The sequence below is a fragment of the Mesorhizobium sp. M5C.F.Ca.IN.020.29.1.1 genome (genome assembly GCF_003997375.1).
Classification (GTDB): domain Bacteria; phylum Pseudomonadota; class Alphaproteobacteria; order Rhizobiales; family Rhizobiaceae; genus Mesorhizobium; species Mesorhizobium wenxiniae.
In genome coordinates this window covers 1-15,958 of sequence record NZ_RZSW01000084.1, presented here as the reverse complement: position 1 = coordinate 15,958, position 15,958 = coordinate 1, and the positions used below count along the sequence as shown (strand labels likewise).

General features: G+C 62.1%; 11 protein-coding genes and 1 tRNA gene. 4 read left to right on the top strand and 8 right to left on the bottom strand.

Annotation, left to right across the window (positions count from 1 at the left end):
* Positions 1-169 precede the first annotated feature (169 nt).
* The 5 genes from EOA85_RS09810 to EOA85_RS09790 form a co-directional block, all read right to left on the bottom strand.
* Complete coding sequence (locus EOA85_RS09810; RefSeq protein ID WP_095519374.1) at positions 170-424, bottom strand: DUF768 domain-containing protein; 255 nt, start codon at positions 422-424, stop codon at positions 170-172.
* Between the two features lie 630 nt (positions 425-1,054).
* Complete coding sequence (locus EOA85_RS09805; RefSeq protein ID WP_127209262.1) at positions 1,055-1,810, bottom strand: ATP-binding cassette domain-containing protein; 756 nt, start codon at positions 1,808-1,810, stop codon at positions 1,055-1,057.
* Positions 1,803-2,855, bottom strand: a complete 1,053-nt coding sequence (locus EOA85_RS09800; protein WP_095519016.1) for a ribose ABC transporter — start codon at positions 2,853-2,855, stop codon at positions 1,803-1,805. Before EOA85_RS09800 ends, EOA85_RS09805 begins: the two co-directional genes overlap by 8 nt.
* A gap of 96 nt (positions 2,856-2,951) precedes the next feature.
* A complete protein-coding gene (locus tag EOA85_RS09795; protein WP_127209261.1) occupies positions 2,952-3,932 on the bottom strand; it encodes an ABC transporter substrate-binding protein in 981 nt (326 codons plus the stop codon).
* Positions 3,933-4,418: 486 nt separating this feature from the next.
* A complete protein-coding gene (locus EOA85_RS09790; RefSeq protein ID WP_127209260.1) occupies positions 4,419-5,324 on the bottom strand; it encodes a sugar-binding domain-containing protein in 906 nt (301 codons plus the stop codon).
* 281 nt (positions 5,325-5,605) lie between these two features.
* On the opposite strand from EOA85_RS09790, the gene EOA85_RS09785 reads away from it, so the two are divergent.
* The 3 genes from EOA85_RS09785 to EOA85_RS09775 all read left to right on the top strand — a co-directional run bounded on the left by EOA85_RS09785 (position 5,606) and on the right by EOA85_RS09775 (position 8,830).
* A complete protein-coding gene (locus EOA85_RS09785; RefSeq protein ID WP_127209259.1) occupies positions 5,606-6,511 on the top strand; it encodes a tagatose-bisphosphate aldolase in 906 nt (301 codons plus the stop codon).
* Positions 6,512-6,781: 270 nt separating this feature from the next.
* On the top strand, positions 6,782-8,260 hold the full coding sequence (locus EOA85_RS09780; RefSeq protein ID WP_127209258.1) for an ROK family protein: 1,479 nt from the start codon (positions 6,782-6,784) through the stop codon (positions 8,258-8,260).
* A gap of 270 nt (positions 8,261-8,530) precedes the next feature.
* A complete protein-coding gene (locus tag EOA85_RS09775; RefSeq protein ID WP_065010784.1) occupies positions 8,531-8,830 on the top strand; it encodes a DUF1236 domain-containing protein in 300 nt (99 codons plus the stop codon).
* 610 nt (positions 8,831-9,440) lie between these two features.
* On the opposite strand, the gene EOA85_RS09765 is transcribed toward EOA85_RS09775, so the two are convergent.
* Positions 9,441-9,517: transfer RNA gene (locus EOA85_RS09765), tRNA-His, on the bottom strand.
* Between the two features lie 443 nt (positions 9,518-9,960).
* A complete protein-coding gene (locus tag EOA85_RS09760; protein ID WP_127209257.1) occupies positions 9,961-10,410 on the bottom strand; it encodes a phasin in 450 nt (149 codons plus the stop codon).
* Positions 10,411-10,661: 251 nt separating this feature from the next.
* Between EOA85_RS09760 and EOA85_RS09755 the strand changes: the two genes are divergently transcribed.
* Positions 10,662-14,372, top strand: a complete 3,711-nt coding sequence (locus tag EOA85_RS09755; RefSeq protein ID WP_127209256.1) for a PAS domain S-box protein — start codon at positions 10,662-10,664, stop codon at positions 14,370-14,372.
* 422 nt (positions 14,373-14,794) lie between these two features.
* On the opposite strand, the gene EOA85_RS09750 is transcribed toward EOA85_RS09755, so the two are convergent.
* On the bottom strand, positions 14,795-15,958 hold a 1,164-nt coding region (locus EOA85_RS09750), incomplete at its 5' end, for an acetoacetate--CoA ligase (RefSeq protein ID WP_127209255.1).

Genomic DNA, 15,958 nt, shown 5'->3' with positions numbered 1-15,958 from the left:
GAAGACATGACCGGGCGCGACGGCAATTTCGTGCCGGCGCTGCCGAAGGCATGGCTCAAGGGCAACTTCGGGGCAAGCCAGGGAAAGTAGGACTGGGGCGTGTCACACGTCGCACAGGTCTTGGAAATGGTTGAGCCTGGTAATAGATGCCTTTCGCCGGGTCGGCATGTCACTCGGCAGGCTTGTCCGAGTTCTTTTCGTCCTGGTCGGCCTCAGCCGCCTCTTCCAGCTTCGACGCTATAAGCTCCTGAATGTCGCCGACCTCTTCCTGGATATCCTCCAGCGGTATGCCGGCTTCAGCCGCCTTGGCGGCGCATTCCCTGGCGAGGGTCTCGGCCTGCTCCTCGATCCTGTCCAGCGAGGGCTGGCAGTGGACCTTTTCGCCGATCCACCCTTGCAAGAACTCGATCGCGTGTTCGCTCATGCTGCTGTTCCCTGGCGGCTGCGCCGGTTGGTAATCATAAACGCCGGTATCCCCGAAAAGATGCACGATCCCATTCCAACCGAGTCGTCGCCGTCCGGCAAGCCGATCTTGCCCAACCTCCACAGAGCTGACGTGAATCGAAGGTTCAAGGAGCACATTCTAATTGTTGAGGCGATTCTATTTCCTTGAGGAGACTGGCACCGTTGGCTGGGATCATGTCCCGGATCGCACCATTGTTTCTACTTGCTTTTTTCTGGTATTCCAGTCAATTTGTATGACAATAGGTGTCACAATACGTGGCACGTTGCGGCGCCATTCGCTGCGCACTCCTAGGGCACGCGGCCAAAGCCGCCGCTATATAGTGACATCCTCAGGCAATGTCGACTCTGCTCGCCATCCTGCTTGTTCCCGCTGCGCCGAGCGCATCTGGATGGCGTATCATCATCATCGGGTGCGGGCATACTTCACCGGGAATCGACCGAGCGCTTCGAGGTGCTGAGCAGCTAGGCGCGATAGCCTATGCCGGCGATCTTGCCGCGGGTCGCTTCTCGCCAAAGAGTTGCCGGCTGGCGGCCCGGGAGGCTGATTTCCTCGGCAAGTGAGCTGTTTCAAATAACCGAAAAGTTCGGCTTATCCGCCAACCATGAGCTTGACGACTTCGTCATGGTTGGTTTCCGAGATCTTGCGCTCGCCAGCCTGAACGCCGCGGCGCAGCACGACGATGCGGTCGGAAACGGCGAAAATATCCTGCAGATTGTGCGAGATGAAGATCACGCCCCGCCCTTGTGCCTTGAGTTGGTGGATGAGCGAAATGACCTTGCGCTGCTCCGGTACGCCGAGGGCCGCGGTCGGTTCGTCCATGATCAGGATCTGCGCGTCCCAATAGACGGCCCGGCCGATGGCTACAGCCTGCCGTTGACCGCCGGAGAAATTGCTGACCGGGGCGTCGAGCCGGCTGACATGGAAGTCCAGCCGTCCCATGGTCTGCTTGGCGGCGACGGCCATGGCCTTGCGATCGAGCACCGGCAGGAAACCGAAGGCCTTGCGCATGGGTTCACGGCCGAGAAAGATATTGGCGCCAATGGACAAATTGTCGGCGAGAGCGAGATCCTGGTAAATGGTCTCGATGCCTTTTTCGCGCGCCTCCTGAGGCGTCGTGAACGTGACCGGCTGCCCCCTCAGCAGAATTTCACCGCCGGTCGGCTGAAAGACGCCCGATATCGCCTTGATCAGCGTCGTCTTGCCGGCGCCGTTGTCGCCCGCCAGCGCCACCACTTCACCCGGCCGCACGGCCATGGAGAAATCATTCAGCGCCTGCACCGCACCGAAATGCTTGGAAAGGTGTCGGACTTCGAGAAGAGGGGTGGTTTGTTCGGAACTATTCATCCTGGCGAGCTCCACTGAACCGGCGCTGCGCCTGGTCGATTAGGACGGAGATAATGATGACGAGGCCGACGGCGATGAACTGCCAGAACGGCTCGACATTGACGAAAACCAGCCCGTATTGAATGACCGCGATCACCAGGGCGCCGGCAACCGTCCCGAAGATGGTGCCGGAGCCACCGAACAGGCTGGCGCCGCCGATCACCACGGCTGCGACGCTGTCGAGCAGCAAGGGTTCGCCGGCCTGGGCGGCGCCCGCGGTGAAGCGCGCTGCATAGAGCGCGCCCCCGAGGCCGGCGCACATCGCCGAAAGCACGTAGAGGCGCAGGATGTGGCCCCTGATGTCGATACCGGCGCGACGTGCCGCCTGCACATTGGCGCCGATAGCGTAGTTGTGCTGGCCGAACCGGGTCTGGCTCAGGATGTAGTGCATCACGACGACGAAGACGGCGGCGATGATGACGAGATAGGGGACACCGTAGAGCCTGCCGTTGCCAAGCAGCGCGAACCAGGAATTCTGGACCGGCACTGTCGTGCCGCCGGCCAGCAGGAATGCAGCGCCGCGCGCCACGCCGAACATGCCAAGCGTGCCGATGAAGGGTGGAATTCTGAGGCGCGAGATCAGCAAGCCGTTGATTAGGCCAGGCACGCCGGCGACAAGCACGGCCGCCAGAATGCCCAACATCATGGCCAGAGGCACCGGCATGGCGACGCCAGCCATATTCGTGGCGTGGGCCGCGACGACGGCCGCGAGACCCATGATGAAGCCCAAGGAGAGGTCGATGCCTCCCGAAATGATGACGAAGGTCTGCCCGGTCGCCAGCAGCAACGGCGCCACGGCAAATATCGCAATGGACTGCACGTTGAATGGGTTGAGCACGAAGGTCGCGCCGAAGGAGAGCCTCGACCAAACCTCGAAACAGATGATCAGGCCGGCGAGGAACAGCCAGGCGCGTCCCTCGGCGATGCGTGCGAGCCAGCTCCTGGCCGGGTCACCGTGATCCGCCTGAGGAGCGACATGCGTTTCGGTTGGTGATGTTGAAGTCATGAATGGTTCCGATCCGCAGCGCGGCCTCCGTCAAACAGGGCCAAAGAGACCCGGCGCAGGTCTCCTTCCGGCAGGCCGGAAGGAGACGGGCTGGACTTATTCGGAATAGAGGTACTTCGAGATGTTGGGGTCGGCGATATTGGCCTTGTCCATGATCGTAAAGCCGGTGCCGATCGCAACCGGGATCGACTGGCCGGTCAGATGGGCATAGGCCGACACGACGCCGAAATAGCCGATTTCCGCGGGATGCTGAGCAATCGCTACGTCGACAAGGCCAGTGTTGATGTTGTCGACAATGCTGGTCGGCGCGTCGAACGCCACGACCTTGACGGTGCCGGTCTGCCCGGCCTGCTGGACGCCATTGGCCGCGCCGAGCGCCGAGAACAGATTTGCGCCGAACACGCCAACGAGATCGGGATTTCGCGCGAACACAGCCTGCAGTTGCGAGGCGGCCTTGTTGGCGTCGTTGTCGTTGAACTGGGTCTCGAGCACGGTGATGCCGGGATGGTTGGCCGCCATCTCCTTCTTGAAGCCCTCCTCACGCTGGTCGGTGGTCGAAATGCCAGGCTTGACGTTCGAAACGTAAACCTTGCCCTTGTCGCCTATGGCCTTGGCCAATGCCCGCGCGGCGATCTCGCCGCCCAGAATGTTGTCCGAGGCAATATAGGACAGTGGGAAATCCGCCTCGCCGGCGCCGGTCTGGTAGACGCCGCTGCCAATGAAAGTGTCCACAGTGATCACCCGAATGCCGGCATCATTGGCCTTGCGCAGCGGCTCGACCAATTGCACCTTGTCGGTCGGCGCGATCAGGATCGCGTCAGGCTTCTTGGCGATAACCGCGTCAAGCACGGGGACTTGCGTTACCGGGTTGAAATCCGGGGCGCCCTGGAAAACCAGGGTCACACCAAGGGCATCGGCTGCCGCCTGGGCTCCCTTGCGCATGGTGATGTAGAAGCCGTCGGTGGTGAGACCCGGAATGAGCGCAACGGTGAACTTCTTGTCCTGCGCCAAAGCGGGCGTGATCAGCGCCGTTGCGCAGATGGCGAGAGCCGCCAGGGCGGCAACAATCTTCTTCATTAACATCCTCCTCATGTGTGGGCAGATTTGCCGTTGCGATCGACATTGGAATGGCTGTCAATTCGTTCCGGCTATGTGAAGTGCTGGCGGCGGGAGACAGGTTCGCCTGCTTGCTGTTATGGGCAGCTTTCCTCCCGAGCGTCCCCCAGTCGTTAGATCAGCCAGTCGAAACCGACCGGCCTGATGCGCAGTCCCATTCCTGGCCTCCGCAAGATGCAGGGAACAGCGCCGCTCGACGCGCATGCGTGCCTAGCCGCAAGGTTGTAACACTTTGCTGAAAGAAATTGCAACTGGGTATTTCCGGGATCGAAACGCTTTCAAACCGGTCACCATCTGTCAGCCCCGCCGGGCCCTCACGCAGACTATTGCCCCAACTCTTTGGCGACACAACTGATGATTTCGCGGCGGCGGGCTCGCGGGCCGCGTTGGTGTCAATCAGTTTGGATCGATCAGGGGTGCCGAGGTCACGCATCGGCTTGCCCGCAACTATCGGGGCAAGAGGGCCTCGAGGATGGCCTGGGCCGTCTTCGTGTCCGTTACCAGAGCGTTGATCAGCCTGGCGCGGACGGCACCGATGATGGCCGTCGCCTTCTCCGGCGAGGCGGCAACGCCGATCACCAGGGAGACGGCTCGAAGCTGGGCCGGCGACATCGCGATCATCCGGCTCTCCCCTTCCCACGGGATAAGGTTACCTTCGGCGTCGAAATAATGGCGAATGACGTCTCCAGCCGCATGAAACAGGGCCTGTTCGCTCAGCGTGGCCGCGCTCGCCTCAGGCGGGTTGATGGCATGGGGCAGGCCGATACCGACGATCGCAACGTCGGTCCGGTCCCAAAGCGCGACGCTGTCGCGGATGGTCGCATCGCCGAGGAAGACCTCACGCAATTCGGAGGACGGCAGATAGGGCGCATGAATGAAATGCGGCGTCCCGCCGAACTCTTCGGCGGCGAGCCGCACAAACTCGTTGATCTGAAAATGCGGCGCCTGCTGCTGCATACCGCCGGTGGCAGCGACGGTCAGAACGCCGGGAATGCGCGGCAGGCCTGCCTGGATCACCTCGCGAATGGCTCGCCCCCAGCCAATGGCGACCACCGAGCCGGCCGTCAGCTCCGCTTGCTTGATCAAGGCGCCGAGCGGCGCAGCGAGGGCCGTCAGCGCACCGGCTGCCGGCGTTTCGATGACCGCCGCGTCGCGAAGTCCGAGTCCCTCGATCAGTTGCGTGGTGATGCCTTCGGGGGTTGCAAGGTCGAGAACCTCGATCCTCACAATGCCCTCTGCTCTCGCCCGCTGCAGGAGGCGCGATATGGTCGCGGTTGAGACACCAAGCCGCCGCGCGATATCGACCTGCGACATCTCAGCCTCGTAGTGCAGTTTGGCGACCGTATGCAGCATCGTCCGCGATGCGGCTGCATCTTGTGCGGGGGGGACAGGCAGTTGCAATTCCTTTCAGCAATGTGTTACAGACCGGCAACCGATGGGAGTTATCGCGCAAATTCGGCTGACTCGCAACGTGGGCTCGTTTTCACGACGAATAGCGGGCTAAGGCCAATTTTCTCGGTTCGATAGCGCACCAAAGCGGCAAACCTCCTGTCGACGGGCAGGTAAAAACTAAGCCTTTCTTGTTCCACGGATCTGCGCCCTGCTGAACGGGCGCCAACATCGGACAGAAGACCATGACAAAGATGACGACCGCAGAGTTGCGCGGCTACCAGCAGATATGCGGCCAAGACGGGGCCATCATGGCCATCGCCTGTGACCAGCGCGGCGGCATGCGGACCTTGCTTGCGGCGGACCCTGCAGAACAGGCCAAGATCACCAACGACATGCTCGGCGACACCAAGTCGGACATCACGCGATACCTCGCCAGCCAGGCATCCTGCGTGCTGCTCGACCCGCTTTGCGCATTGCCGCGAGTTGTCGATGAAGGGGTGCTGAGCCGCGATACGGCCCTGCTCATCGGCCTCGATGCCTCGGGCTTCGACGTGTCGCCCGCCGGCTACCGCTTGTCGCGCCTCGTTCCCGGCCTCGGCGCGCGCCGCGTCCGGGAGCTCGGCGGCACCGGCGGCAAGATCATGGTCTATCTCAGGGCTGATAGGCCTGAGGCGAATGGCCACAATGTCGCCATTCTGCGCCAATGCATCGACGACTTCGCGCAAGAGGACCTCCTGCTCGTCGTCGAGTTCCTGACCTATCAGGTCGAAGGGGAAAGCCTTGAAGATTATGCAGCCAAGATCCCCTGGCTTGTCGAAGAGGGGACCCGGATTTCGCTGGAATGCGGGGCGAAGGTGCTCAAGCTTCCTTATCCCGGAACGCCGGAAGCCTGCGCCAGGATCAGCAGCATGGCTGGCGAGGTGCCATGGGCGGTCCTCTCTGCCGGCGTCAACCACGCAACCTTCCTGTGCCAGGTCGAGATCGCGATGAGGAACGGCGCGTCAGGCGTCATCGCCGGCCGGTCGCTGTGGAAGGACTGCATCTCGCTTGACCGTGACATTCAGCGGGAAAGGCTTAAGACCATCGCGGTGTCGAGATTGCGCGAGCTTCAGGCGGTGATCGGAAACTACAGGCAGAAAGCCGCTTAGCGCACGACCCCGAACCGAAGGTCAGCTAAAGCAAAAATCGTAATCGATTTTCGGAATGGATCATGCGCAAATCAAAATACTACAGCGTCCTTTGCGCACCAGGAAGCGCGGCGCTGTAGCTATCCGACGTTCACACCAGGCACGCACGGGACGGTCATGCCTCTAGCCATGATCCCGAAAAGTGGGGACCGGTTTTCGGAGAAGATCATGGTCAAACAGCAAGATAGAGCCCCATTTCGATCTAGTCGAAATGGAACAGGCTCTAGTTCGATGGCCATAGGAATCGATATCGGCGGCACCAATCTGCGCGCCGCCCGTATTTCCGGCACGGGCGAAATCCTCGACCGCATTTCCGAGAAAAGCGCGCCGGACCCGGAGCTTGTGCTCTCCCGGATCGCCGAAATGGTGCGCCGGCTCGACTCCCCCGAAGTTGCGGCCATCGGCATCGGCGTCCCCGGACGCGTCGATGCGCAGCTTGGCGCGGTCTTGTCCGGAGGCTATGTCAACCTCGCCTCGATCTCCCTGGCGCAACGACTGGAAAGCCTGGCGGCCAAGCCCGTGGTGATCGACAATGATTGCAACATGGCACTGATCGCGGAAATGGCTCTCGGTGCCGCCAGAGGCCATGAAAGCATCGTCATGTTCACGATCGGGACCGGCATTGGCGGTGCCGTGGTCCAAGACCGGCGGATCGTCCGCGGCAAGGGGACGGCGGGGCAGCTCGGCCACATCACCGTCGACATATCAGGCGAAGCGTGCGTCTGCGGCCGGCGCGGCTGCGTTGAAACCACCAGCTCAGGCACAGCGCTTGGCCGTCACATCGCGCGGGCAGGCCTCGGTCCGGATGTTTCGGTCGATCAGCTTTTTGGCCGGGATGCGGGCGGCGACGCGCTGGCGCGCGGCATACTGGAAGCCTGGGCCGGGCCGCTGCGTGCGGCAATCGATACGACCGTGGCCATGTTCGCCCCTGACCTGGTCCTGCTCGGCGGCGGACTCGGCCTGGCGGCCCACCGGGCGCTTGCCAGGGCTCCCGCCTTGGCTCCGTGGTACCAATGCCCGGTGGAATCGGCGCAACTGGGCGACGACGCAGGCGTCATCGGCGCCGGTCTGCAAGCGCTCGCGACGAAGGCGGCAGTCGCGCCCGTGTCCTTGCCATCTGCCCGGCTCAACCCCGGCCGGCGTGCTGTGCCCGCCAGGCGCGCCGTGCCCAGCCGGCGCGCCGTGCTCGTTAACGGCATCCCCGCCAGCGGCAAAAGCACCGTCTCGCGCGGCATCGCCGAGCGCATGGGTTGGCCATTGCTCGCGCTCGATACCATCAAGAACCCGTTCCTCGAAGTGCTCGGCGGCGGTGATCGCGAATTCAACCGGACGCTCGGCCGCGCCAGTTACCAAGCCATCTGGTCGGTCGTCGGCGAGGCTCCGGCTGGCACCATATTTGTCGTCGACGCCTGGTTCGGCTTCCAGCCGCGCCAGGTGCTCGAGGATCACCTGCGAAGGGCCGGCGTCGAGCAGACCGCCGAAATCTGGTGTCATGCTCCCGGCGAAGTTCTTGCCGAGCGCTATCGCGCACGGCTCGACCAGCGTCCCGCCGGCCATCCGGGAGCGGCCTACATCCCCGAACTGATAGAACTGGCCAAGCGCGCCGAGCCGCTGCGGCGCGGACCGCTGTTTGACGTCGACACGACCAAACCGATCGCTTTCGATGCCATCACACAATGGTTGCAGGCGACGATAGCGGCTGACACATAGGCAGCGCGGCCGCCTACCTCCGGATCCACAATCCGAGTGCAGCCGTTGATTGGCTTTTTTGCCATTATGTTACCCCGGTGCCTGCCTGCCCTGTCTCGACAATCGTTCCCGAAATACCTGTCAGGATGGCTTGCCGCCTTGAGCGGGCGCGCGTTTGTGTAAGCGGATTCGCGCACTGCCAGTGGAACAAGAATTGCTCCACACCGTTCAAGCTAAGCAATCCGTCGCGGCAGCAATGAAGCGCCATAGCGGAGTTTGCGTGGAGGTAATATGAGAAAGCAACTTTCCTCGGCCGCGGCAGGCATCCTTCTTCTCGTTGGCGTCAGCGCCGCCGCCGCTCAGGACGTCATCATTCAACCCGAGCAGGATACTGTGATTCGGGAATACGTGAAAAAGAAACCGATGGCATCCATCAGCCTTCTCGGCGTGGAGCTCAACATCGGCACAGCTCTGCCCGATACAGTCGAGCTTTACGAGGTGCCGGACGTTCAATACCGCTACGTCGTCGTAGATGGCCGAACCGTCCTGGTCGACCCATCCACCCGCAAGATTGTGAAGGTCTACGACTGACACGAACTCTTCGGACAGACGCCCGCCGTGCCGAAGTGCGCGGCCAGCGCCCGGACGCGCTAACCGCGCGTTTTCGGGTTCGGGTCTAGCGCGCTTTTCGACGGATTAGCGGCCAATTTGGCGGATCGCCGATCCCTTACCAACAGCGATTTCTTTGTTCTCGCCGGCAACTCATCGCCATTAGGAGTCGCTCCGCCATGCTTCGCGGCAATCGCATAGTCCGCTCTGTTCGTTCTATAGTCTTTTTTGTGCACAGTTCTCTTCCGATTCAGAAGATTAACGCGGCATAGCGCCCGGCAGTTCCGAAGGTTGCTAATGTGCGAGACAACGCGCTTCGCTCCGGCGGGACGGCCCAGCGGCTTGGTTGCGTGGGGGGACTGGCAGCTAGAGGCCGCTGGGCCTGACCAGCGAGCACTGGGGAGTCGTCGCCTGGCTGGCGAATCCATGCGCTCAAGCTAATGGAATCGAAACATGCAAACGAAGTACGTGGCGGTAATTCCGCTGTGTAGAATGCCCCGCAACGGGTCAGCCATTTTCCGACGATGGCTCCGTCGAGGCGTGGCGGCCCCTACCCCATCCGCCAGCAGGTTGAATTTATTGGGGACAGTAGTGGTACCGTTGGCTGGGATCGAACCAGCGACCTCCGGATCCACAATCCGGCGCTCTAACCATCTGAGCTACAACGGCACGTTTGCCTGAGCGGGAGTGGGTGGAACGTTCATTCTCCGGGACCCGCTCTGTCGTTCGGCGATGCGTCAATACGGGCTATCGGAGTTTAATTCAAGGCTTTTGGCCGCGCATGGCCCCGAAAATCAGAATCGATTTTCGGAAAGGATCATGCGCAAAATCCAAAGTTCTACAGCGTCCTTTGCGCACCAGGAAGCGCGGCGCTGTCGGCAAAGAGTGCTCCGGCATCGACATCGTATTTCGCCGGGCAAAGAAAAAGGCCGGCGGGAGGAGGTGCCGGCCTTTTCCTGTTACGAGCCAGCGGGAGGAGGTGCTGGCTGGTCACCCCGGAGAGCAGAGGGAGGAGGTTCCACCCGCCGGGTATTCGCTTGACCACTATATCGCACATAATCCTGTTCGAAGAAATGCGACCTTTTGTTGCATCTTCGAAATATGCGCAAATATTAGGCGGCCTTGATTTCGCTCATCGCCTTCTCGAAGGCGGTCTTGATCGGCTTGGAGACGTCCTCGGCCGCCTTGGAGGCGACGGTCTGGAACTCCTTTGCCTGCTCGACGGTCATCTCGACGCGCTTACGCAGGAATGCGGTCTGCAGTTCGACGACCTCCGACAGCGACTTGGCGCCGATCAGCGCTTCGAAATGCGAAAGGCCGGCTTCGGTATTGGCGCGCAGAGCGGCGATGGTCTTGAGCGACAGGTCGTTGGAAACGGTCTTGGCGGTCTCAAAGGTCGACTCCAGAGCCTTCTGGGTCTCTTCGGCGCCGGTCTTCAGCTTGGCATAGGCCTCTTTCGACTGCTCGACGCCCTTTTCCGCGAAAGCGCGGATCTGGTCGGTGGCTTTGGAAGCGTCGAAGCTAGGGAATTCGACATTTTCAGCGGTCCTGGTCCTGGACATTTTCCATCCTTTGCAGCGGCAGCGGCTTCGACAGAAAGCCGTCTCGTTCATGTATGATGGCAATATAAAGGTAAATTTTGTGCGTTGCAATATCTTTGTTGCAGCGCACCATAGAATTTCGCTCCCAACGTTAACCACGAGCCCAGAGATTCCGGCGGTTGCACGCTATGGCTTGTGGACCTTCGCGCCGTCGGCTTTTATTAACAAAGCGTTAACCGCAAACTGCCGCTCTGTGAGGATTCCCAAAGCGCATGCCGTCCGAAAACTACTCCTTCCTCGACGTCGCCGTGCTCGACGCGGTCCGCCAGCGCTTTGCCGCCGGCGACGCGATCGCCCTTCTGTCGGCAGACCTCGAACAGGTGATCTGGGCCAACGGACCAGGCGCAGCGGTGTTCGGCTACCCCGACATCGAGGCCATCATCGGCGCCTCGACAGGCTTGCCGCTGATCGCCAGACGCCAGATCATGGCGACAAGCGGCTTTCCACAGATCGGTCGCGACCGCGCCATCACGGTGCGGCTGGCTACCGGCCTGACCAGCCGCGCGGTTGGCTTTCTGGCCAGCGCGGTGACAATGCCTGACGGCGAAAAAGCGATCATGCTGGCGGTGCCGGCGGCACAGACCGGCTCGCGCAGCGCCGAGATCGCCGCTCAGGCCATCAGCGGCTTTACCGAAGACGGTCATTTCATCGCCTTCGTCGATGCCAAGGGCAACATCGAGGCCGCTTCCGACGGTTTTTCGGCGCTCGGCATCTTGCCCGAAACGCTGGCAGCGCTTGTGACCGATGTGGCGAACGAGAACGATCGCATCGTCAAACGCCTCGTTCCAGGCGGCACCACTTCCTATCCGGCCGGCCTCGCCCGGCTGACGGACGAGCGGCACCTGCTGGTGGTGATCGACGAGAACCGGCTTGACTCCGAAGCAGGCTCTGCTGGCGAGCGCAGCGCGGGAGGAGAAACCGCTATCGGTGCGGCGGCGTCCGACGCCGCAGTCCCGCCAAAAGCAGAAAAGGACAAAACGCCCGCAACAGTCGCGAAGTTGGATGTGGCAGCGCAGACCGTCCCGGCAGCCGGCGGAGACATTTCGGTGTCGGCGGAGCACGACGTTCCCGATTCGACCGGGCCAGATTCAACCAGATCTGATTCGACCAGACCTGATTCAACCGCGCCCGATTCGACCGAGCAGGGTCCGGAAGCGGCCGGCGGAATGCCTCCACAGCATGACCATTGGTATTTCAGCGCCAGCGAGGATGAGGCGCAAAAGCCGGGCCGACCGGATGCGTCCGGACATGTCGAGGCGGATGCTTCGGCCGAAAGTTCCGGACAGGATGCCATCGGGGCCGGCTACCCGACTGAGCGTGCCATCCCCTCGATCGACCGCGCGGCGCCGCCCCTGCGTTTCGTCTGGCGCACCGACGCCGAAGGCAGGTTCAGTGCGCTGTCGCCGGAATTCGCAGAACTCGTCGGCAAGCCTGCCGCCGATGTGATCGGCCGGCGTTTCAGGGACGTCGCGGCCACCTTCGACCTCGATGCGTCCGGCGAGATCGCCGGCCTGCTCGACCGTCGCGACACCTGGTCCGGCCGCTCGGTGCTGTGGCCGGTTGCCGGCACCGATTTCAAGATTCCCGTCGACCTGGCGGCGCTGCCCGTCTACGGCCGAAGCCGTGCCTTCGAAGGTTTTCGCGGCTTCGGCGTTGCCCGCACCGGCGATACAGTGGTTGATCCGGAAGCGATCGGTATGGCGCTTGTCCCTAATGCCGGGGTTCCCGCAGCCTTCCAGCCGGAAGTCGCCGAAACGCCTGACGAAACCGACCCGTTCCAGGGCGAGGTGCCGGCGCTGACCATCGTGCCGAAGCCGGAGCGGCGCTTTGCCGACAAGGTGATCCGGTTGGCGGAGCACAGGCAGCCGGCCAACGACAAAGGCCTGTCGACGCTGGAACGCAGTGCATTCCGTGAAATCGGCGAGCGGCTCAAGAAGGACAATCCCCCAACTGAACAGCCCGATGCTGCAATGTCGGCAGAACCGGCTGCGGCGGAACCGTCCGAAACCGATGTCGAAGACGAGAAGGATGTCGCGAGGCTCGACGCCGAGCAGCGGGAAGCAACCGTGTCCGGCATCTCAGGCTCGCTGCTCGACTACGCCGACCGGGACTATGTCGCCGACAATAGCGACGGCGCCCCGGTTTCGGAGCCGGACAAGGCGACGCAAGAGGTAGTCGAACCCACCGACACGGGCAGTCGATCGACCGCCGCCGAAGACGACGACAGCATGACGGACGCCGATTTCCGTGATGCAGAAGACAGCGAGGATTGGGCGCCGTCCGGTGACGACGAAACCCGTTCGTCAACCGATCACATCGGCGATGTCGGCGACGTGGAGGCGGCGCCGATTGAGCGGCCGCGCCTGCAGGTGCCGCCGCTCAAGCTCGAAGGGTTCGTGCCATCGGCTTTTTCGACCGCAGATGGCAGCAAGGCTCCGGACACTTCGATCCTCGGCAAACTGCCGGTGCCGCTGCTCATCCATTCCGGCGACGATCTCCACTATGCGAATGAGGAATTCCTCAGCCTGACCGGCTATGACACGCTCGACGATCTGGAGGATGCCGGTGGCCTCGGCGCGCTGTTTGCCGATCCTTACGACGACAGCGCCTCCGACGGAACCGATCACGCGCTCCGGTTGAAGACGCATGACGGTCAGGAGTTCCCGATCGAGGCCATTCTGCGTTCGGTTCCGTGGCGTGGCGGCAAGGCGCTGATGCTGGTCGTGCGCCGTTCCGGCGACGACGAGGCAGCAGCCATTCTGCATAGTACCGCCGACGACCAGACGCAGCCGGACACTTCCGAGCTCAAGGCACGCATCGCCGAGATGCGCACCATCATCGACACCGCGACCGACGGCGTCGTGCTGATCAGCCGAGACGGAACGATCCGCTCGATCAGCCGCCCGGCCGAAGCGCTTTTCGGTTTCGACAGCGACCAGGTGAGCGGCAAGCCCTTCGTCTCGCTGTTCGCGATCGAAAGCCAGCGCGCCGCGCGAGACTATCTCGACGGATTGTCCGAGCCCGGCGTGGCGAGCGTGCTCAACGACGGCCGCGAGGTGATTGGACGCGAGGCGCAGGGGCGCTTCATTCCGCTGTTCATGACCATCGGCAGCCTGCCCAACGATAGCGGCTTCTGCGCGGTGGTGCGCGACATCACCCAATGGAAGCGGGCCGAAGAGGATCTGACCCAGGCACGCGCCGTGGCCGAGCGCGCCTCCTCGCAAAAGACCGACTTCCTCGCCCGCATCAGCCACGAGATCCGCACGCCGCTCAATGCTATCATCGGGTTTTCCGAGCTGATGGTCGACGAGAAATTCGGGCCGGTCGCCAATGACCGTTACCGCGACTATCTACGCGACATTAACCGGTCGGGTAATCATGTGCTCGACTTGGTCAACGATCTGCTCGACATTTCGAAAATCGAGGCCGGCCAGCAGGAGATGGCATATGAGGCGGTGTCGCTTAACGACACGCTGTCCGAGACGGTGGCGATGATGCAGCCGCAAGCCAACCGCGAACGTGTCATCATCCGCTCCAGCTTCGCCTCTCGGCTGCCGGAAGTGGTGGCCGATCTGCGCAGCGTGCGCCAGATCGCACTGAACATCCTGTCGAATGCCATTCGCTATACGCAGGCCGGCGGCCAGGTGATCGTATCGACAGCTTACGAGATCTCCGGCGACGTGGTCATGCGCGTGCGCGACACCGGTATCGGCATGAGCCAGTCCGAGATCGAGCAGGCGCTCAAGCCGTTCAAGCAGATCAACGCGCTGAAGCGCGGGCGCGGCGACGGTACGGGTCTCGGGCTGCCGCTGACCAAGGCCATGGTCGAGGCGAACCGGGCCCGGTTCACCATCAACTCGACGCCCGGAGAGGGCACCCTGGTCGAAGTCGCTTTCCCGTCGACCCGCGTGCTCGCGGATTAGAGCGGCGGACTGTCAGTCGTCCGTGTCTCTATCTTTTTGTTTGAGCATCGGATTTCCCAAAACCGGTCCCCACTTTTGGGTCCGATGCTCTATCTTTTTTGTTTGAGCATCGGATTTTCCCAAAACCGGTCCCCACTTTTGGGTCCGATGCTCCAAAAGAAAAGGCGTCCACAGGACGCCTTGAATGATTGGATTGCTGTTACACGGGGCTTGAGCGAATTCAGATCCTCTGGAGAGGAACGGGATCTCTCCCTCAAGTTACGCACGACTATCGATGCCGGCCCTTAACAAAACCTTACCGGCTCCGCGAAAAATTTACCAATGTGTACCACTCATGAATTCTAGGTAAATTCGAGCGAGATATTTCGTTAACCATGCTCGGCCGGGCCTATTAAGTCGCATGGCACCGCCGGCCTGTTTGCTCAGTCGGCCAGTTCCGGCAGGGCGCGGAACAGCTCGAGCGCTTCGGGATTGGCCAGCGCCTCCTTGTTCTTGACGGCGCGGCCATGCACCACGTCGCGCACCGCAAGCTCGGTGATCTTGCCCGATTTGGTGCGTGGAATGTCGGCGACCGCGACGATTTTAGCCGGCACGTGGCGGGGGCTCGCGCCGCTGCGGATTTTCGCGCGGATGCGTTTTTCCAGCTCCGCGTCGAGTTGCATCCCCTCAGCCAGCCGCACGAACAGCACAACCCGCACGTCGTTGTCGAAATCCTGGCCGATGCACAGTGCTTCCAAGATTTCCGGCATCTGCTCGACCTGGTTGTAGATCTCCGCCGTGCCGATCCGCACCCCGCCCGGGTTGAGCGTCGCGTCGGAGCGGCCATGGATGATCAGGCCGCCATGAGCGGTCCATTCGGCGAAGTCCCCGTGGCACCAGACATTGTCGAAGCGCTCGAAATAGGCTGCGTGGTATTTCTTGCCTTCGGGATCGTTCCAGAAGCCGATCGGCATCGCCGGAAACGCCTTGGTGCAGACGAGCTCACCCTTTTCCTGCCTGAGCGTGTGGCCGTCGTCGTCCCAGACATCGACGGCGAGGCCGAGGCCAGGCCCCTGTATCTCTCCGGTCCATACCGGTTCGGTCGGTACGCCGAGCACGAAGCAGGAGACGATATCGGTGCCGCCGGAAATCGAGGCGAGATGCACGTCCTTCTTGATGCCGTCATAGACGAAGCGGAAGTCCTCGGGCGACAGTGGCGAGCCGGTGGAGGAGATCGTGCGCACGCTCGAAAGATCATGCGTTTTGATCGGTCTGAGGCCGGCCTTGCGCACGGAATCGATGAATTTGGCCGAGGTACCGAAATAGGTCATCTTCTCGGCGTCGGCGAAGTCGAACAGCACGTTGCCGTCGGGATAGAAGGGCGACCCGTCATAAAGCAGAAGGGTTGCGCCCGACGCCAGGCCGGACACCAGCCAGTTCCACATCATCCAGCCGCAAGTGGTGAAATAAAAGAAGCGGTCGCCGTCGAGCAGGCCGGCGTGGAGCCGTTCTTCCTTGACATGCTGGATCAGCGTTCCGCCGGCCGAATGGACGATGCATTTGGGAATGCCGGTCGTTCCGGAAGAAAACAGGATGTAGAGCGGATG